The organism is Streptomyces sp. NPDC051740 (genome assembly GCF_044453165.1).
Classification (GTDB): domain Bacteria; phylum Actinomycetota; class Actinomycetes; order Streptomycetales; family Streptomycetaceae; genus Streptomyces; species Streptomyces atrovirens.
The window spans coordinates 1-17,734 of sequence record NZ_JBITCL010000020.1 but is presented as its reverse complement, the minus strand read 5'-3'; the positions used below and the strand labels follow the sequence as shown (position 1 = coordinate 17,734).

The following is a 17,734-nucleotide window of genomic DNA, read 5'->3' as shown; positions in this document are numbered from 1 at the left end:
ATTCACACGCCCCGTCACCCCACGCATGTCGATCAGTCACGCACCGTGTTCCGGTGCTGCTCATCGGCGTCGCCGCCCGCCCCGACCAACCCCGTGCGGACGCCCGCGAGCCGGTCCCCGAAGCGCCGCATCTCCCGCTGCCCCACCGTCCCGATGACCGCGGGCAGGCAGCCGCGCACGCCCTGCATCCCGCGCAGCCACCACTGCCCGTACACATGGCTCGCCCGCCGCTCGATGCCGGCCACCAGCCGGTCCACCGCGGGCCCCAGCGGATAGGTCTTGTTCGACGGCCACGGCAGCCGCTGCCGCAACTCCCGCATCACGTCGTCCTGATCGGCCCCGCGCACCATGTCGGTGTCGGTCCACGACAGATAGCCGACGCCCACCTTCACGCCCCGGTGGCCGACTTCGGCGCGCAGCGCGTGCGCGTACGCCTCCACACCGGACTTGGAGGCGCAGTACGCCGTCATCATCGGCGCCGGGGTGATCGCGGCGAGGGAGGCTATCTGGAGCAGATAGCCGCGGCTCTCGGCGAGCAGCGGCAGGAACGCCCGCGCGGTGACCGCCGATCCGATCAGGTTCACCTCGATCACCCGCCGCCAGGACTCCGGATCGGATTCGGTGAACGGACCGCCCGTCGCCACACCGGCGTTGGCGACCACGATGTCGACCCGGCCGAACCGCTCCCGGACCTCCTCGGCGACCTTGGCCATCGCCTCGTGGTCGGTGACGTCCGCGTACCAGTGGTCGCTGTCGCTGTGCAGCCGCGCGGAGACGTCCTTGAGCGCGTCCGGCTCCAGCCCGACGAGCGCCACCTTCACCCCGCGCGCGGAGAGCTTGCGGGCCAGCAACTCCCCGACCCCGCGCGCCGCTCCGGTGACGACGGCGACCCTTCCTTCGAGACTGACCCTGCTCATGCGCTCTCCTCGACGGCGGGTACGGGGTTGATGTGGGCGGCGGCCAGGGCGCGGATCCTCCCGGTGACCAGGCCGGGCGCCTCGACGGGGGTCATGTGGCCGATGCCGGGCAGCTCGGTGACGCCGAGGCAGTTCGGCAGCGCGGCGGCGAGCGACCGGGCGTGCACCGGCGGGGTGAGCCGGTCCGCGCCGCCGACGACGATCTCGACCGGTACCCGCAACTCGGCTAGTCCGTGGTCGAGATCGAGCCCGTCGAGCACGTGCGACCAGGCGTGGCGCACCGCGCGCGGGCAGGCGTGCACGATACGGGCGCACGCCTCGACCATGTCCGGGGCGGAGGCGGGGCCCATCGTGGCGTACTTGAGGATCCGGCGGGCGAGCGGGGTGACCGGCCCGAGCGGGGCCCGGGAGCCGAGGATGTGCCCGGTCAGCCAGGTCCGCGCCCGGCCCGCCCGTATCGGCAGCACCGTCGACTCGGCGACCAGCCGCGAACTGCCGGTGCTGCACAGCAGGACGGCGGCCACGTGCGCGCGGAACGCGGGCCTCGTGGCGGCGGCCATCACCGTCATCCCGCCCATGGAGTGCCCGGCGACCACGGCCTGTTCGCCGGGCGCGAGGGTGGCGGTGAGTACGGCTTCGAGGTCGTCGGCGAGCGCGTCGGTGCCGCACGCCGGGCTCGCGGGGGTGCGTCCGTGGCCGCGCTGGTCGTAGGCGATGACCCGGTGGTCGGCGGCCAGTTCCCGGATCTGCGCCGCCCAGAACGCGGTCGAGCAGGTCCAGCCGTGGGCGAGGACGACCGCCGGCGCCTCCTCGGGGCCGTGCACCTCGACGTGCAGCCGGGCGCCGTCGGCGGAGAGGGCGGTCAGTTCACGGGCGGCGGCGGGCGGGGCGTACGGCCCGGAGGTGACGTGGGTGCGGCGGCTCACGCGGTCACCTCGGCGTTCTCCTGGGTGACCACGGTGTTGGGGTGCGCCCGCAGGACGGCGTACTCGGCGAGGTCGACCCGCCGGGTCTCACGCCGGAACTCGCTCGTCGTACCGGGCCAGATGGTGGTGTTGCGCCCGCTCTCGTCGAGGTACCAGCTGGTGCAGCCGCCGGTGTTCCACACCGTGCGCTTCATCCGCTCCTGCACCCGGTGGTTCCAGGCGCGTACGGCGCTGGGGCGGGCGTCGAGGGCGACCCGGCCGCCCAGGACGTCCAGCTGCCGCATGTAGTCGGCGAGGTAGTTCAGCTGGGACTCGATCATCAGGATCATGGAGGAGTTCCCGAGGCCGGTGTTGGGCCCGATGATCGTCATCCAGTTGGGGAACCCGGCGGCGGCCGCACCGCGCAGGGACTGCATCCCGCCCGCCCAGCTCTCGGCGAGGGTCTTCCCCTCGGCGCCGACGACCCGCTCCGCGATGGGCATGTCGGTGACGTGGAACCCGGTCCCGAAGACGATCGCGTCGACCTCGGCCTCGCTCCCGTCGGCACCGACGACGGTGGACCCGCGGATCTCGCTCAGACCGCTCGCGACGACGTCGACGTTGGGCTGCGCGAGCGCCGGATAGTAGGTGCTGGACAGCAGGATCCGCTTGCAGCCGATGCGGTAGTCGGGGGTGAGCCTGGCGCGCAGGGCCGGGTCCTTGATGGCGCGGGCCATGTTCCGCTTGGCCAGCTGCTCGACGAAGCCGAGCTCGCCGGGGTGCTTGGTGAACGCCTGGACCTGCAACTCCCTGATGCCCCAGAGCAGTCCGCGGCGCAGCTTGGTGGTGACGGGCAGCGCCCGGTGCAGGGCGCGCTCGGCACCGCTGATGGGCCGGTCGACGCGGGGCAGGACCCAGGCGGGGGTGCGCTGGAACAGCGTCAGCCGCGACACGAGCGGCTGGATGGAGGGCACGATCTGGATCGCGGACGCCCCGGTGCCGACCATGGCGACCCGCTTGCCGCGCAGGTCGTAGTCGTGGTCCCACTGGGCGGAGTGGAACACCTTGCCGGGGAAGGTGTCGAGGCCGGGGATGTCCGGCAGCCTGGGTTCGGACAGCGGCCCGGTGGCGGACACCACCACATCCGCGCTGAGGTTCCCGCTGCTGGTCTCGATCTCCCACCGCACCCGTTCGCTGTCCCACACCATCCGCTTCACCTCCGAGTCGAGGCGGATGTGGGGCCGCAGCCCGAAGACGTCGGTGACGTGCTCCAGGTAGGCGCGGATGTGCCGCTGCCCGGAGAAGGAGCGGGGCCAGTCGGGATTGGGCGCGAAGGAGAACGAGTACAGGTGCGACGGCACGTCGCAGGCGCAGCCGGGGTAGCTGTTGTCGCGCCAGGTGCCGCCGACACCGCCCGCCCGCTCCAGGACGACGAAGTCGGTGATCCCCTCGCGCCGCAGCCGCACGGCGGCCCCGAGCCCGCCGAACCCGGACCCGACCACCGCCACCCGTACATGCTCGTGCCCTTGTTCGTGCTCGTGCTCGTGCTCGGCCATCCCGAAGCCTCCACGCATCGCTCAGAACTCCGCCAGTGAACACTGGCGCAATGGGGAGCGTAGAGCAGCTCCGTACTGATGGGTAGGGGGCACGCGAGGAAAGTTACCGCCGGTACGCCCTAGGCTTCAGGCGTGGCAGAAGAGAGCGAAGGACCCGGTGAGCGGCGCGAGTACCGCATGGACGAGCTGGCCCGGCTGGCCGGCATCACGGTGCGCACGCTGCGCTTCTACCGCGAGCGCAAGCTGATCCCGCCACCGCGCCGCGAGGGCCGTATCGCCTGGTACGACGACCACCACCTGGCCCGTCTGCGCACGATCACGGCGCTGCTGGAACGCGGCCACAACCTGAACGGCATAGCGGAACTCGCCGAGGCCTTCGACCACGGCCGCGACGTCGGCGAACTCCTCGGCATGGACACCCCCACCGACGAGGTCCCCGTCCGCCTCACCCCCGAGGAACTCGCCGACCACTTCGCCGGCGAGGTCACCCCGGAGAACCTGGCCGCCGCGCTGGACCTCGGCTACCTCGGCGTCGACGGCGAGGAGATCGTCCACATCAGCCGGCGCCTGCTGGACGTGTCGTCGGCCCTGGTCCGCGAGGGCATCCCGCTCGCGGAGGTGCTCCGCGCCGGCGCGGAGGTCCGCACCCACGCCGACGCCCTGGCCGACCTCTTCGCCGGCCTGATCCTCCGCCACGCCCCGGAGGAGTCCCTCCACCGCCTGCGCCCGCTGGCCCGCAGCGTGGTCGACGCGGAACTGTCCCTGGCCCTGGACCGGCGCCTGCGCAAGCAGGCTGAACCCTCGTAAGCCCTTCACTCCATCGGGGTGTATTCCGGGAATTGGCGGACGGAAGCCAGTTCGCACTCCGACAGTGAGAACGAAAGGCCCCGGCGACTGTTCCACCAGCCCCGGGGTGCGGCCGACACTGTCGAGGAGTGCCGACATGCCCAAGCGTAACCACCGACCGGCTCCGCGACCTTCGCGTCCCGTATTCTCCGCCGAGCGGCCCAGAGCCCTCGCAGCCCTGCGCCTCAGCCGACTCACAAACGTGACCACATCGCCGGAACGACAGCGCGGTACGGTCCGACTGTGCGCCGAACAGCTCGGATTCACGCTGATCGCCGAGACAGCAGATCTCGGTGTCTCGGCCCGCAGCACATCGCCGTTCGAACGGCCGTCCCTGTCGACTTGGCTGCAGCAACCTGACGCCTACGAGGCCATCGTGTGGTCCCACGTGGACCGCGCCGTCCGGTCCGTGGCCCACATGGCCGAGTTGATCGCATGGGGGCAGAAGCATGCCCGAACTCTCGTCTTCGGCAACCCGGACGGTGACAGTCCCCTCGTGCTGTCACCGCAGGCGGACAGCTCATCAGCCCGGCGCTGCATGGACCTGGCCCAGGTCGCCGAACAGGAAGCCCGCACACTTTCCTCCCGGCTCACCAGCAGTCATGAGGCGCTGCGCATGGTTGGCCGCTACGGAGGCGGTCTGGTTCCGTTTGGCTACCAGAAGTCGCCCCACCCCTCGGGTAGCGGCTGGTGTCTGACACCCGATCCTGGCTCCGCCGTCATCGTCCGAGCAATCGTCGACGATGTGCGCTCGGGACTGTCCCTGATCACCATCGCGCGCCAGCTCAACGACACGGGCGTACCAGTGCCACGAGACCGCCATGCCCAGCTTCAAGGGCGCCCCATGGGAGGCCGCCGCCACGGGCGCGACTTCGAGCGATTCCGCTGGACGTCCGGCACTCTCTCCAAAGTGTTGCGCAGCCCTTCACTGATGGGGCATCGAGTCCATCAGGGCCGGACTGTTCGCGACCCCGATGGCACACCGGTGCTGATCGGTCCGCCCCTGCTCACCCAGGCGGAATTCGACAGCCTGCAGGACCTGCTGCGATCACGCTCCACCGGCAGCCACCGCAGGATCCGTTGTCCTTCGTGATCGGCGATGGCGCACGGCCGAACCGCTGAGTCACCGGTGCTCGGTGTGAGCACTCGCCACACTCCGCGTGCTCACACCGAGACGGTCACGCGTCGAAGACCACCGTCACCGGCGCATGGTCCGACCACCGTGCTTCATGGCTGGCAGCCCGCTCGACGAACCCCTTGACCGCACGCGCGGCAAGCCCTGGCGTCGCGACAGCCAGGTCAATCCTCCATCCGGTGTCATTGTCGAAAGCCCGCCCCCTATAGGACCACCAGGAGTACGGCCCCTCCGTGTCCGGATGCAGCGCCCGCACGACGTCGACGTACCCGCCGTCGTTCGGATCGAACACCCGGGACAGCCACTCCCGCTCCTCCGGAAGGAACCCTGAACTCTTGGTGTTCCCACGCCAGTTCTTCAGGTCGGCCTTCTCGTGGGCGATGTTCCAGTCCCCACAGACGACGACCTCCCGCCCGTCGGCGGCGGCCCGCTCGCGCAGCTCCTTCAGGTGGACGAGGAACTGGTCCATGAACCGGACCTTCTCGTCCTGCCGCTCGGTCCCGACATCCCCGGACGGCAGGTACAGCGAGGCGACGGTCACACCGGGCAGGTCGATTTCCACGTACCGCCCACTGTCGTCGAACTCGTCCGACCCGAACCCCACCTGAACACGCTCGGGCTCACGCCGGGAGTACAGGGACACCCCCGCACGCCCCTTGGCAGCGGCGGGCGCGTGCGTCACGTACCACCCCTCGGGCTCCCGCACCTGCTCCGGAAGCTGCTTCGCCTCCGCCCGCACCTCCTGCAGGCACAGCACATCGGCGGGGGTCCCGGCCAGCCACTCCACGAAGCCCTTCTTGGCGGCGGCCCGCAGTCCATTGACGTTGACGGAGGTCACAGTGAGCATCAGGGCACGATACGACACTCCAGGTCCGGGCATGTTTTACGGTTCTGGGCATGGATATCCGCCCGGTCCCCTACGACCACCCCGACGCCGTGAAACTGGACGCCGAAGTCCAGGCCGAGTACCACGTCCGCTACGGCGACGGCGGCGACGCCACCCCCATGGACCCGGCGGACTTCAGGCCTCCCAACGGCACCTACCTGATCGCCTACGACGAGTCCGACGTCCCCGTGGCCTCCGGCGGCTGGCGCGTCCAGGACGCCAACGACGAGGGCAACCGCGACGGCGACGCCGAGCTCAAGCGCATGTACGTGACCGAGCAGATGCGCGGCCGGGGCCTGGCCCGCCGCATCCTGGCCGCCCTGGAGGAGGACGCCCGCGCGGCCGGCCGCACCCGCATGGTCCTGGAGACCGGCACCAAGCAGCCGGAGGCCATCGCCCTGTACACCTCCAGCGGCTACGAGCCCTGCGAGAAGTTCGGCTACTACCGCTTCCACGAGGACAGCCGCTGCTACGCGAAGACGCTCTGAGACCGGCGCCGGGTCATTGCCAGAAGACCTCTTCCGCGATGATCCGGGGATCCTTGGCGCGGCGAACGAAGGTGTAGATCAGCCACGCCCGATGGTTGTCGAAGTACAGGATGTGCGACCCCTTGGGGTCGGTGGACCGTACCGGTTCGACGTACACGTTCTTCGGGAGGCCGGCATCGGCGTCGATCCCACGGAAGTACGGATCTTCCGCGGTGACCAGTTCGGCACGGGCTTCGTCCACCATCTTCTGCGTGAGCTCCGGCAGGCCGTCGCGGTCGGCCAGGGCGTCGAGCCGCCAGTCCATCTGCCAAGGCGGTCCCATGAACTCGTCGGTCACTGACCGGGCTCCATGTCCCGCACCCGGTAGCGGATCCTCGACGCCTCTTCGAAAAGGGCCACGGACTCGGCGATGTCGGTGGACTCTGTCGCGCGGTGATGAAGATCGGCCATATGGGCATCGAGGTCCGGGTCACGGGCAATCGCGTACTCACCCCACCAGCGGGCCATGAACGCGGGCAGAGGGCCGATGTCGAAGGTGTCGGCGATCGCCCGCTTCCAGTGCTCGTCGAAGTCCGGAAGAAGCTGGGGAGCGTGCTGAGCGATGGCAGCACGCAGCGCCTTGGGGTTCCGCTCGGGCATGGGCGGGACGGCCGGCGTGGGTTCTGCTGCGTGTGCGGAAATGACCGGGTGTACTCCTTCGTGCTCCTTCGGTGCGCCGTGCCTACGACGATAGCCCTCCCCGACGACCCGGGTGAGCCGTTCGATACCGGCCCACCGCACGGCCTGGAGACTCATGAACACGCTCCACCCGTCCCACTGTTGACGATGCTCCCGGTGCCACGTGCGTCCGACGAGGACAGGCGCCGGCCCCGGGACTCCGCGACGCGCAGTGCGTCCGCCAGGCACTCGGTGAGCCGGACGGCGGTGTAGCACACCTCGACGTTCGGGGACAGAGGATCGTCCAGCACCCGTCGAGCGCGGCCGAGCATCTCCAGGCCGTCGGCCAACTGCCGTGCCTCCGTCTCGTCGGCCAGCCGCGAGACGTATCCGCCCTCGCCGCCGTTGACGAGGAAGCAGGGCTTTCCTTCCAGCGAGGACCAGGGCAGCAGCCTCAGCGAGGGGGTCGACTCCATCACGCGGCCGCCCTCCCCGCCCCGACGACGTACTGGTCGGGGTCCAGGTACGGGCGAACGAGCCGGGACTCGGCTCCGTCGAGCGGAAGGTGCCGGCAGTACGGGGAACGGCGGAAGGGGAGGCGGACGGACTCGGTGGGGCGGATGGTGACGTTGACGGGGCGGGGGTCGCCCGCGCGGTGGGTTCCGGTTCCGGGGCCGAAGAGAAGGTCCAGCCACCGAGCGATACGGCGGATAAGGTCATGCATGTCGACGCTCCTTGTCAGCGTTGGCCGCGCCCCGGGAGGTCTGGCCACCTCGCCGGGGTCTTTTCATTGCTTCGAGACTACTCTGCATTAGCAAGCACTGGGGTGCAATAGGTAGCAGACAACTGCACCCGTACGTGGCCGCCTGTTAAGCACCGCTTTAGCGTGCGGTTATGGCCGACAAACGTGAGTGGCGACCCGACCCGACGAGTCACGTGTACGTGTACCTGCAGGTGGCACACCACATCGCCGAGCAGATTCAAACGGGGCGCCTTCCCGTGGGCGCACGTCTCGCCGGAGAGCGCGACCTTGCGGAGGAGTACGGCGTAGCGGTCAACACCGTCCGCCGGGCCATCCGCGACCTACGGGATCAGGGACTGCTTATCACCGTCCCCGTCAAAGGAACCTTCGTCCGCCCCGAAGCACCTTCCGAGGCACCCGGAAGCGAGGACGGGACCGCCGGCTGAGGACCTCCGCTGCGATGAACGCCTCGTCGTCCGGAGCCACCCCTGCCCGGAGCGGGCACCTTTCGGCGCGTCGACGACCGCGGGTACGTGATCTCCCGGCGGATCGCCGGGCTGTGGCGTCGACCCGTTCCTCCTCCGCCCGCTTAAGTCGGCCTTAACCGCTCATTAAGCGATCAGCCGAAGACCTTATGGCGTCAAGTAACCGCAGGTCAGGGCTGCTTGAAGCGCAAACCGGGCAGTTGGTTGCACCGTCAACCGTCCGTAGCATCGGGGCTCCCCCACGGAACTTCCCCACAGACAAGGTGTGTTCACCCATGGCCGCTCACCGCGCACGCCGGTGGTCGCTCGGCGGGTTCGTCCTGCTGGTCTCCGCCGCGGTCGTCGCCGCCTTCGCCTTCCTCACCACGGGACCGTCCGCCGACCGGGCCGACGCCGCCACCCCCACCGCACTGACCTGGTCCGACGAGTTCGAAGGCCCGGCCGGCAGCTCCCCGGACCCCGGCAAGTGGACGCTGGAGACCGGCGGCAGCGGCAACGGGAACCACGAGCTGCAGTACTACCGCGACAGCAGGGACAACGCCGCCCTCGACGGCGACGGCAACCTCGTCATCACCGCCCGCAAGAACACCGACACCGGGCTCCAGTGCTGGTACGGCACCTGCCAGTACACCTCCGCCCGCCTCAACACCGCCCAGACCTTCACCCAGGCCTACGGTCACTTCGAGGCACGTATCAAGGTGCCCCGCGGTCAGGGCATGTGGCCCGCGTTCTGGATGCTCGGCGACGACCTGGGCACGGCTGGATGGCCCAACAGCGGCGAGATCGACATCATGGAGAACGTCGGTTACGAACCCGGGATCGTCCACGGCACCGTCCACGGCCCCGGCTACTCCGGTGGCGGTGGCATCGGCGCCGCGTACACGCTCCCGGGCGGCGCGGCCTTCGCCGACGGCTTCCACGTCTTCGCGGTCGACTGGAGCCCCGAGAAGATCACCTGGTCCGTCGACGGCACCACCTACCAGACCCGCACCCCTGCCGATCTCGGCGGCAGGAAGTGGGTCTACGACCACCCGTTCTTCCTCATCCTCAACCTCGCCGTCGGCGGCGACTGGCCCGGCAGCCCGAACGCCGGCACCGCGTTCCCGCAGACGATGACCATCGACTACGTACGCGTCTCCGCCTCCGGCGGCTCCTCCGGGAACGGCGGCACCACCAGGACCGGCTCCATCAAGGGCATCGGCGACATGTGCGTCGATGTCGCCGGTGCCTCGACCGCGGACGGGACCCCGATCCAGCTGCACGACTGCACCGGCGTCGACGCGCAGAAATGGACCCTGGGCAGCGACGGCACCCTACGCGCCCTCGGCAAGTGCCTCGACGTCCGGGACGCCTCCACCGCGGACGGGACGCCCGTGCAGCTCTACACCTGCAACGGCACCAAGGCCCAGCAGTGGGCCTACACCTCCGCCCGCGACCTGACCAACATCGGTGCGGACAAGTGCCTGGACGTCAAGGGCGGCTCCTCCGCCGACGGCACGCCCCTGCGGATCTGGACGTGCACCGGCGCCGCCCACCAGAAGTGGACGGTCGCCTGACCTCACGGTCCACCGACACCACGCCCCCGGCTCGATCCCGAGCCGGGGGCTTTCGGCATCCGGTCGGCCGGCGCTCCCCCTCTTTTGGCCGATAGCGCAGGCCTCACTTTCAAAGTACTTTCGAAGTCATGAGCGCTGACAACGCCGCCGTGAACTTCTCCGAGCTGGTGAACAAGAACAAACAGACGCTGGCCCGGCTGAAGGAGTCGCCACGTCTGCTGCTGCACCGCAGGGACGGCGAGGATCTGGTCCTCACCACCGCGGCACGGGCCGAGCAGGATCAGACTGTCGTATCCGCAGCCACTCGGATGCTCGCCGCGATGACACGCCGGGAACCGGGGAGTACGGAACTACTCCTCGACATACTGCCGGACGCCTTTCCCTGGGTCCGGTTCCTGCCGGAGTCCGACCTCCACGCCTTCGCCGTCGAACTGGTCGACACCATGCGGGCCGCCGACTCACTCGGCAACAGCGCCTCCGTCGCCCAATTGCTCACCGCCTGGCAGCACACGGCGGAGGTCCACTCGGATCCCGAGCTTCTGGCCGCGTTGACCAGGGATCACGGTGAGGATTACGGGCCGGTGCCCGACCCGCGGGACGCCGCATGACGGCGGGCCTCGGCGACCGAGTCGCGCCTCCGGCACCAGAGGGGCACTGGGAGGTCCGCTTCGCGGACGCCGCCTCGGCCAAGGGCTGGGAGAGCCTGGCCCAGCAGGCCCGTGAGAACACCTACCGCGCCTGGCTCGCCATGCGGACCACGCCCAGGCCGGCCGTGGAGTCACCCCGGCACCATCGGCTCAAGGGCAGCCTGGCACACGGTACTCATCGCGGGCAGACCTGCGAGCAACGGCAGATCGAGGTCACCGGCGGCGGTCGTGTCTGGTATCTCCCGGACATCGCCCGGGCAACATGCTGGATCACCTTCGCCAGTACCGGTCACCCTCGGGCCACGGACCGCCGTTGACGTTCATGTGACGACTGCCACGGAGCCATGAGGGCGGCCCTCGAGCAACACGAAGAAGCCCCCGCCGATTTCTCGGCGAGGGCTTCCAACTGTGCAGTGGACCTGAGGGGATTTGAACCCCTGGCCCCCTCGATGCGAACGAGGTGCGCTACCGGACTGCGCCACAGGCCCTTGCAACGAGTGAAACTTTAGCATCCCGATCGGGGTGCCCGGAAATCCGTCGGCCCGGCACTACTCGTTGGCGGCCTTCGGGCGGTCGCCGTCCTCGTACTGGTCGAAGAGGGGGGTGCGGCCGCGTTCGCGGGAGCGGCGGGCCGAGGCGGCCCGGCGGGCGTCGCTGCGGTCGTCGGCGGGGGCGGCCGGGTCCGGGTCCGCTTCGTCGGCCGGGCCCTGTGCCTCGTCCGCCGGTACGGCGCTGGAGCGGGCCGAGCTCCAGGTGTCCGGGGCGCCCAGGTCCACGTCGCCCGTGGCACGGGGGGCGACCGGGGCGGTCACGTACGTCGGGAGCGGTACCGGGACCGGGTCCCAGCTGTCGCCGCCCTGGCCGGGCCGCCGCTGCCGCTCGCGCTGCTGGTCGACCCACTCGGCGTGGTCGGTCTGCTCGACGAGCGCGCGCCGGTCCGCGGCGAGCGCGGTCATGCCCGGGTCGACGTCGACTCCCGCTTCCGGTCCCTCCGGTTCGTCGGGGTCGGCGTCCTCGACGGACGGGCGGCGGCGCGGCTGGCGCTCCCGCTCGCGCAGCCGCTGCGCGGCGACCTCGGCCTGGCGGCGGTCCATCTGGTAGGCGAAGCGGCGGCGCTCCTGGGAGCGGAGGTAGGCGATGTACGCGCTCAGCAGTACGGCAGGCACGCCGGGCGCCCAGAGGAAGGCCAGTCCGCCGACCGCCGCGACGATCGCGCCGAGCGTGAAGGCGGCGAAGAGCATCGTGGTGGTGCGCCGGCGTCGGGCGAGCGCCTTGGAGCGCTGGGCGCGCGCGGCGGCGGCCTGTGCCGCCTGTGCCCGCTGGGCGTCCGGTCCGCGGCGGGCGGCCGGGACGTGTCCCCGCGCGGCGGCCGGTCCGGGCGTCCGCCCGTCCGCGTGCTCACGCGGAGGACGGGCAGGTGCCGGTTCCGGCCGCTCCTCGGGGAGCGACGGTACGGGCGCCTGGGTCTGCGGACGGGTCTGGGACACGGCGAAGGCCCGGACGTCCACCGTGTCGGTGACCGCGTCCGGGTCGTGGACGTCGTACTCCCCCTCGTCGGCGGAGCGCGCCCGCAGGTCCTTGGCGTACCGGCGCTCCATGCCCGCCCGTCCGGACAGCAATCGGATGGCGGTGCTGAAGCGTTCCGTCGGACGGGCCTCGTTCAGCTCGTCCTGCCTACGGAGCCACATCGGCACCAAGTAGGCGGCCCAGGCCCCGACGATGACTGCGTAGATGAGGCCGCTGCTGCTCACATCTCACACGGTAGAGGGGTTTGCACGGGGCCATCCGCCAATTGGGCCGGTGTGTCGCACGATCTGGCTGATATTTCGAACTTTTCTTGTGACCGGCGCGATCAGGGACCCCCTCAAAGCGGGAATTCCACGCCTGAAGGCGGTCACCTTCCGCTCAAATTCGAACGTTTATTCAATTTCCGGGGCCGTGCGGGATTCCCGGATTACGCCGCTCGTGGCCGGACCGCCCCTGGGAACGTGCCCGGCGCCACCGGGCGAGCAAACCGTCGGGGACCTCCTCCGCCGTGAGCGCGAAGACGAGGTGGTCGCGCCAGGCGCCGTCGATGTGCAGATATCGCGGGCGCAGGCCCTCCTCGCGGAATCCGAGTTTCTCCACGACCCTGCGGCTCGGCCCGTTCTCGGGGCGAATGCAGACCTCGACGCGGTGCAGTCCGACGGCGCGGAAACAGTGGTCCACGACCATCGCCACGGCCGTCGGCATCACTCCGCGGCCGGCCACCGACTCGTCCACCCAGTAGCCGACGTGGCCCGAGCACATCGAGCCCCAGGTGATCCCGGCGACCGTCAACTGGCCGACGAGACGGCCCTGGTACTCGATGACGAACGGCAGCATCCGGCCCGCGTTGGCCTCGGAGCGCAGATGGCGGACCATCTGACGGTAGGTCGGCCGGTGGGTGACCGGGCCGCTGGGCGTGGGCGGCGGGATCGTCGCCTCCCAGGGCCGCAGCCAGTCGCGGTTGCGGCGGTTGACCTCGCGCCAGGCCTTCTGGTCGCGCAGCCTTATCGGCCGGAGGACGATGTCGCCGTCCACCAGCTCGACCGGCCAGTGTGGGCTGTTCAGCTCGCACCCCCGCCCGTGGTGTCCGGTCTCGGGTGGTCCCCGCCGCGCAGCTGGTCCACGGCGTGCTTCAGCAGCGGCTCCAGGACGGCGAGACCGTCCTTCACCCCACCGGTGGAGCCGGGCAGGTTGACGATCAGCGTGGAGCCCGCGACCCCGGCGAGGCCCCGGGAGAGGGCGGCGGTGGGCACCTTGTCGCGGCCGTACGCCCGGATGGCCTCCGCGATGCCGGGGACCTCGCGGTCGATGACCCGGCGGGTCGCCTCGGGGGTGCGGTCGGTGGGTGAGATGCCGGTGCCGCCGGTGGTGACGACGACGTCGTACCCGGCGTCGGCGCCCGCGCGCAGGGCGGCCTCCACGGGGTCGCCGTCGGGGACGACCCGCGGGCCGTCGACCGCGAAGCCGAAGCGCCGCAGCCCCTCCGCGATCAGCGGGCCGCCCTTGTCCTCGTAGACGCCGGCGGCGGCCCGGTTGGAGGCGGTGACCACCAGCGCGCTGTACGGAGCGGGCAGCGCGCCGCCGGCCGAAGCGTCGAGAGTCATGCCCGGCTCCAGTCGCCCGACTTGCCGCCCGTCTTCCCCTCGACCCGTACGTCCGTGATGACCGCCTCCTTGTCGACCGCCTTGACCATGTCGATCACGGTGAGCGCGGCGACGGAGACCGCGGTGAGCGCCTCCATCTCGACGCCCGTACGGTCCGTCGTCTTCACGGTCGCCGCGATCTCCACGGCGTCGTCCGCGACCGACAGGTCCAGTTTCACACCGGACACCGACAACGGGTGACAGAGCGGGATCAGATCGGGGGTGCGCTTGGCGCCCATGATGCCCGCGATGCGCGCGGTGGCCAGCGCGTCACCCTTGGGGACGCCCTCGCCGCGCAGCAGCTCGATCACACGCGGTGAGACGAGGACGCGGCCGGTGGCCCGCGCGGTGCGCGCGGTGACGTCCTTGCCCGACACGTCGACCATGCGGGCGGCGCCCGCCTCGTCGATGTGGGTCAGACGGGACTGCTCGGAGGATTCGGAGGGTCCGGGGGTCTCCCCCCGGGAAGGCACGGTCATGATCGTGTGGTGCTCCCGGTCCTGGCCCGTCGCGGTGCGGCGCACGGGCCTGCTGTGCGCGACACGGTACCGCCAACCGGTCGCGCTCAGCCGAGCAGGACCACCTCGACCTCGGTGCCGGGCGCGACGGACTCGGCGTCCTCGGGGACGACGATCAGCGCGTTCGCCTGCGCGAGGGCCGCCACGAGGTGGGAGCCGGCGCCGCCGACCGGGGTCACCGTGCCGTCGGCGTACCGGCCGCGCAGGAACTGGCGGCGGTCCTTGGGAGAGGTCAGCGCCCGGTCCGCGGTGAGCTTCGCGCGGACCCTCGGCCGGTGGACGTCCGTCAGGCCCATCAGGGTGCGGATGGCGGGACGGACGAACAGCTCGAAGGAGACGTAACTGGAGACCGGGTTGCCGGGCAGGGCCAGCAGCGGGGTGTGGTCGGGGCCGATGGAGCCGAAGCCCTGGGGCTTGCCCGGCTGCATGGCGAGCTTGCGGAAGTCGACGCCGCTGCCGGGCTCGTCCTCGTCCCCGGCGTACGACAGCGCCTCCTTGACGACGTCGTACGCCCCGACGCTCACGCCGCCGGTGGTGACCATCAGGTCGGCGCGCACCAGCTGGTCCTCGATGGTGTCCCGCAGGGTCGTGGCGTCGTCGGCGACGGCGCCCACGCGGTAGGCGATCGCGCCGGCGTCCCGCGCGGCGGCGGTGAGGGCGAAGCTGTTGGAGTCGTAGATCTGACCGGGGCGCAGTTCCTCGTCGGGCTGGACGAGTTCGCTGCCGGTGGAGAGCACCACCACGCGCGGGCGCGGGCGCACGCGTACCGTGCCGCGGCCGATGGCGGCCAGCAGGGAGATCTGCGGCGGGCCGAGGACGGTGCCGGCCGCCAGGGCGCGGTCACCGGCCTTGACGTCGCTGCCCTGGGCGCGCACGTGCGCGCGTGCCTCGGCCGGGCGGTACACGTTCACCTGCCCGGTGGCGCCCTCGGGGGCGAGGCTGCGGGCGCGCATCCCGGTGGCCGGGCCCTCGCCGAGCCCGCCGTCGGTCCACTCGACGGGGACGACGGTCTCGGCGCCGGGCGGGAGCGGGGCGCCGGTCATGATGCGGGCGGCCTGGCCGGGGCCGACGTGGAGGAGGCCGGCCGCGCCGGCGGCGACGTCCCCGACGACCTCGAGGGCCGCCGGGTACCGTTCGCTCGCGCCGGCGACGTCCGCGACCCGCACCGCGTACCCGTCCATGGAGCTGTTGTCGAACGGGGGCAGGGAGACCGGCACCGTGACGTCCTCGACCAGGACGCAGCCCTGGGCGTCGAGGAGGTGCAGCTCGATGGGTTCGAGGGGCCGGACGGTCGCGAGGATGTCGTCCAGGTGCTCGTCCACCGACCAGAGGTGGTCCGGGCCTGCGGTGCGGGGCGCGGCGGTGCTCAACGTTGCTGCATCTCCTCGGTGACGTATCGCTGGAGCCAGGTCCGGAAGTCCGGGCCCAGGTCCTCACGTTCGCACGCGAGTCGGACAATGGCACGCAGGTAGTCGCCGCGGTCGCCGGTGTCATAGCGGCGGCCCTCGAAGACGACACCGTGCACCGGGCCGCCGGCCTTCTCGTCCGTCGCGAGCTGCTGGAGGGCGTCGGTGAGCTGGATCTCGCCGCCGCGTCCGGGCTCGGTCTTGCGCAGTATGCCGAAGACGGCGGGGTCGAGGACGTAGCGGCCGATGACGGCGTAGTTCGAGGGCGCGTCCTCGGCGGCGGGCTTCTCGACCAGACCGGTGACCTTGACGACGTCGGAGTCCGCGGTGGCCTCGACCGCGGCGGAGCCGTAGAGGTGGATCTGCTCGGGGGCCACCTCCATGAGCGCGACGACGCTGCCGCCGTGCTGCTGCTGGACCTCGATCATGCGCTGGAGCAGGGGGTCGCGCGGGTCGATCAGGTCGTCGCCGAGGAGGACGGCGAAGGGCTCGTCGCCGACGTGCGGGGCGGCGCACAGCACGGCGTGGCCGAGGCCCTTGGGGTCGCCCTGGCGGACGTAGTGCATGGTGGCCAGGTCGCTGGACTCCTGGACCTTGGCGAGGCGGTCGGCGTCGCCCTTCTTCTGGAGGGCGGACTCCAGCTCGTAGTTGCGGTCGAAGTGGTCCTCCAGGGGGCGCTTGTTGCGGCCCGTCACCATGAGGACGTCGTCGAGACCGGCGGAGACGGCCTCTTCGACCACGTACTGGATCGCCGGCTTGTCGACGACCGGCAGCATCTCCTTGGGAGTGGCCTTGGTGGCCGGCAGGAACCGGGTGCCGAGACCGGCTGCGGGGATGACAGCCTTGCTGATCCGAGGGTGTGACTGAGACATGTCCGCCACCATATCGGGCCCCTTTGCAGTGAATCTGGGGCTCCGATTAATTACTTCTCATATGAGCACATTGGAACGGTACGGGGACAGATTTGAAACACGCGGAAGGTCCGAGCGATCTTGACAAGCGGGCATGGCGTCGAGAGCTCCTCACGGTGAGGAACGGGTTGACGGCGGATGACGTGCGGGAATCCGCGACCGCGCTGGCCCGGCAGGCACTCGGACTGCCCGAACTGGCGCACGCGCGCACGGTGGCGGCGTACGTCTCCGTGGGGGGCGAGCCCGGCACGCTCGCGCTGCTCGACGCGCTGCGCGCGCGGGGCGCACGCGTACTGCTGCCCGCGCTGCTGCCCGACAACGACCTGGACTGGGGGGTGTACGAGGGCGAGGACTCGCTCACACGGGTGCGGCACGGCGCGAAGATGGCGCTTTTCGAGCCCTCGGGGCCGCTTCTCGGACCGGACGCCGTCACGGAGGCGGACGTCGTGCTGCTGCCGGGCCTCGCCGTCGACACGCGCGGGACGCGCCTGGGACGCGGCGGCGGCTCCTACGACCGTGTCCTCGCCCGGCTGGACCGCGCGGGCGCGCGTCCGGCGCTGGTGGTGCTGCTGTACGACACGGAGGTCGTCGCGCGCGTCCCCGCCGAGCCGCACGACCGGCCGGTGCACGCGGTGGTGACACCGTCGGGGGTACGCCGGTTCGGCTGAGCCCCCGCACACGCGGAAGCGGGGGGGGGGGGGGGGGGGGGGGGGGGGGGGGGGGGGGGGGGGGGGGGGGGGGGGGGGGGGGGGGGGGGGGGGGGGGGGGGTTTGGGTCCTGTTTTCGCGCTCCCCCAACCGAACACGGGGGGCCCCCGGCCCTCCGGGGGGGGGGCCCACCCCTTCTTTCCGGCGGGTCAGCCGGTGTTGCGCAGGCCGGCCGCGACACCGTTGACGGTGAGCAGCAGGG

At 71.1% G+C, this 17,734-nt stretch carries 22 protein-coding genes and 1 tRNA gene; 8 read left to right on the top strand and 15 right to left on the bottom strand.

What is annotated here, in order from left to right:
* Positions 1 to 32: 32 nt before the first annotated feature.
* From ACIA6T_RS27650 to ACIA6T_RS27640, 3 genes are read right to left on the bottom strand one after another with little or no spacing between them, the layout of a single operon-like run.
* A complete protein-coding gene (locus ACIA6T_RS27650; protein ID WP_399449186.1) occupies positions 33 to 917 on the bottom strand; it encodes an SDR family oxidoreductase in 885 nt (294 codons plus the stop codon).
* Entirely contained in the window at positions 914 to 1,843 is a 930-nt protein-coding gene (locus tag ACIA6T_RS27645; protein WP_399449185.1) for an alpha/beta fold hydrolase, read from the bottom strand. The genes ACIA6T_RS27650 and ACIA6T_RS27645 overlap by 4 nt, the downstream gene beginning before the upstream one ends.
* The gene (locus ACIA6T_RS27640; RefSeq protein ID WP_399449184.1) at positions 1,840 to 3,378 is read right to left on the bottom strand and encodes a flavin-containing monooxygenase; all 1,539 of its coding nucleotides are present in this window, start codon (positions 3,376 to 3,378) and stop codon (positions 1,840 to 1,842) included. The genes ACIA6T_RS27645 and ACIA6T_RS27640 overlap by 4 nt, the downstream gene beginning before the upstream one ends.
* Positions 3,379 to 3,555: 177 nt before the next feature.
* Between ACIA6T_RS27640 and ACIA6T_RS27635 the strand changes: the two genes are divergently transcribed.
* Together ACIA6T_RS27635 and ACIA6T_RS27630 are read left to right on the top strand one after the other, a co-directional pair.
* Positions 3,556 to 4,185, top strand: a complete 630-nt coding sequence (locus ACIA6T_RS27635; RefSeq protein ID WP_399449277.1) for a MerR family transcriptional regulator — start codon at positions 3,556 to 3,558, stop codon at positions 4,183 to 4,185.
* Between the two features lie 241 nt (positions 4,186 to 4,426).
* A complete protein-coding gene (locus ACIA6T_RS27630; RefSeq protein ID WP_399449183.1) occupies positions 4,427 to 5,317 on the top strand; it encodes a recombinase family protein in 891 nt (296 codons plus the stop codon).
* 85 nt (positions 5,318 to 5,402) lie between these two features.
* On the opposite strand, the gene ACIA6T_RS27625 is transcribed toward ACIA6T_RS27630, so the two are convergent.
* Positions 5,403 to 6,206: an exodeoxyribonuclease III gene (locus ACIA6T_RS27625; RefSeq protein WP_399449182.1), complete on the bottom strand. Its 804-nt coding sequence runs from the start codon at positions 6,204 to 6,206 to the stop codon at positions 5,403 to 5,405.
* Between the two features lie 50 nt (positions 6,207 to 6,256).
* On the opposite strand from ACIA6T_RS27625, the gene ACIA6T_RS27620 reads away from it, so the two are divergent.
* Positions 6,257 to 6,733, top strand: a complete 477-nt coding sequence (locus ACIA6T_RS27620; RefSeq protein ID WP_399449181.1) for a GNAT family N-acetyltransferase — start codon at positions 6,257 to 6,259, stop codon at positions 6,731 to 6,733.
* A 13-nt stretch (positions 6,734 to 6,746) separates the two neighbouring features.
* Here ACIA6T_RS27620 and ACIA6T_RS27615 read toward each other — a convergent pair whose 3' ends face one another.
* Genes ACIA6T_RS27615 through ACIA6T_RS27600 form a run of 4 tightly spaced genes read right to left on the bottom strand, consistent with a single transcriptional unit; the run spans position 6,747 to position 8,114 of the window.
* Complete coding sequence (locus ACIA6T_RS27615) at positions 6,747 to 7,070, bottom strand: hypothetical protein (protein ID WP_399449180.1); 324 nt, start codon at positions 7,068 to 7,070, stop codon at positions 6,747 to 6,749.
* The gene (locus ACIA6T_RS27610) at positions 7,067 to 7,528 is read right to left on the bottom strand and encodes a DUF6247 family protein (protein ID WP_399449179.1); all 462 of its coding nucleotides are present in this window, start codon (positions 7,526 to 7,528) and stop codon (positions 7,067 to 7,069) included. Before ACIA6T_RS27610 ends, ACIA6T_RS27615 begins: the two co-directional genes overlap by 4 nt.
* Positions 7,525 to 7,866, bottom strand: coding sequence for a hypothetical protein (locus ACIA6T_RS27605; protein ID WP_399449276.1), 342 nt, complete (start codon positions 7,864 to 7,866; stop codon positions 7,525 to 7,527). Before ACIA6T_RS27605 ends, ACIA6T_RS27610 begins: the two co-directional genes overlap by 4 nt.
* The gene (locus tag ACIA6T_RS27600; protein ID WP_399449178.1) at positions 7,866 to 8,114 is read right to left on the bottom strand and encodes a hypothetical protein; all 249 of its coding nucleotides are present in this window, start codon (positions 8,112 to 8,114) and stop codon (positions 7,866 to 7,868) included. The genes ACIA6T_RS27605 and ACIA6T_RS27600 overlap by 1 nt, the downstream gene beginning before the upstream one ends.
* 170 nt (positions 8,115 to 8,284) lie before the next feature.
* Between ACIA6T_RS27600 and ACIA6T_RS27595 the strand changes: the two genes are divergently transcribed.
* The 4 genes from ACIA6T_RS27595 (at position 8,285) to ACIA6T_RS27580 (ending at position 11,137) form a co-directional block, all read left to right on the top strand.
* Positions 8,285 to 8,578: a GntR family transcriptional regulator gene (locus ACIA6T_RS27595; protein WP_399449177.1), complete on the top strand. Its 294-nt coding sequence runs from the start codon at positions 8,285 to 8,287 to the stop codon at positions 8,576 to 8,578.
* Between the two features lie 314 nt (positions 8,579 to 8,892).
* Entirely contained in the window at positions 8,893 to 10,173 is a 1,281-nt protein-coding gene (locus ACIA6T_RS27590) for a ricin-type beta-trefoil lectin domain protein (RefSeq protein WP_399449176.1), read from the top strand.
* Positions 10,174 to 10,301: 128 nt separating this feature from the next.
* Entirely contained in the window at positions 10,302 to 10,781 is a 480-nt protein-coding gene (locus ACIA6T_RS27585; RefSeq protein WP_399449175.1) for a hypothetical protein, read from the top strand.
* Positions 10,778 to 11,137 (top strand): hypothetical protein, encoded by a 360-nt coding sequence (locus ACIA6T_RS27580; protein WP_399449173.1) that lies wholly within the window; start codon positions 10,778 to 10,780, stop codon positions 11,135 to 11,137. Before ACIA6T_RS27585 ends, ACIA6T_RS27580 begins: the two co-directional genes overlap by 4 nt.
* A 97-nt stretch (positions 11,138 to 11,234) precedes the next feature.
* On the opposite strand, the gene ACIA6T_RS27575 is transcribed toward ACIA6T_RS27580, so the two are convergent.
* The 7 genes from ACIA6T_RS27575 to galU all read right to left on the bottom strand — a co-directional run bounded on the left by ACIA6T_RS27575 (position 11,235) and on the right by galU (position 16,786).
* Positions 11,235 to 11,308: transfer RNA gene (locus tag ACIA6T_RS27575), tRNA-Ala, on the bottom strand.
* A 60-nt stretch (positions 11,309 to 11,368) separates the two neighbouring features.
* On the bottom strand, positions 11,369 to 12,571 hold the full coding sequence (gene glpR / locus ACIA6T_RS27570; RefSeq protein ID WP_399449172.1) for a gephyrin-like molybdotransferase receptor GlpR: 1,203 nt from the start codon (positions 12,569 to 12,571) through the stop codon (positions 11,369 to 11,371).
* Positions 12,572 to 12,743: 172 nt separating this feature from the next.
* Complete coding sequence (locus ACIA6T_RS27565; protein ID WP_399449171.1) at positions 12,744 to 13,382, bottom strand: GNAT family N-acetyltransferase; 639 nt, start codon at positions 13,380 to 13,382, stop codon at positions 12,744 to 12,746.
* A 26-nt stretch (positions 13,383 to 13,408) separates the two neighbouring features.
* Positions 13,409 to 13,951, bottom strand: coding sequence for a molybdenum cofactor biosynthesis protein B (locus tag ACIA6T_RS27560; protein ID WP_399449170.1), 543 nt, complete (start codon positions 13,949 to 13,951; stop codon positions 13,409 to 13,411).
* Complete coding sequence (gene moaC, locus ACIA6T_RS27555) at positions 13,948 to 14,469, bottom strand: cyclic pyranopterin monophosphate synthase MoaC (RefSeq protein ID WP_399449169.1); 522 nt, start codon at positions 14,467 to 14,469, stop codon at positions 13,948 to 13,950. The genes ACIA6T_RS27560 and moaC overlap by 4 nt, the downstream gene beginning before the upstream one ends.
* An 86-nt stretch (positions 14,470 to 14,555) precedes the next feature.
* On the bottom strand, positions 14,556 to 15,878 hold the full coding sequence (gene glp / locus ACIA6T_RS27550) for a gephyrin-like molybdotransferase Glp (protein ID WP_399449168.1): 1,323 nt from the start codon (positions 15,876 to 15,878) through the stop codon (positions 14,556 to 14,558).
* A complete protein-coding gene (gene galU / locus ACIA6T_RS27545; protein WP_399449167.1) occupies positions 15,875 to 16,786 on the bottom strand; it encodes a UTP--glucose-1-phosphate uridylyltransferase GalU in 912 nt (303 codons plus the stop codon). The genes glp and galU overlap by 4 nt, the downstream gene beginning before the upstream one ends.
* Positions 16,787 to 16,953: 167 nt before the next feature.
* On the opposite strand from galU, the gene ACIA6T_RS27540 reads away from it, so the two are divergent.
* The gene (locus tag ACIA6T_RS27540) at positions 16,954 to 17,493 is read left to right on the top strand and encodes a 5-formyltetrahydrofolate cyclo-ligase (protein ID WP_399449166.1); all 540 of its coding nucleotides are present in this window, start codon (positions 16,954 to 16,956) and stop codon (positions 17,491 to 17,493) included.
* Positions 17,494 to 17,734: the final 241 nt, after the last annotated feature.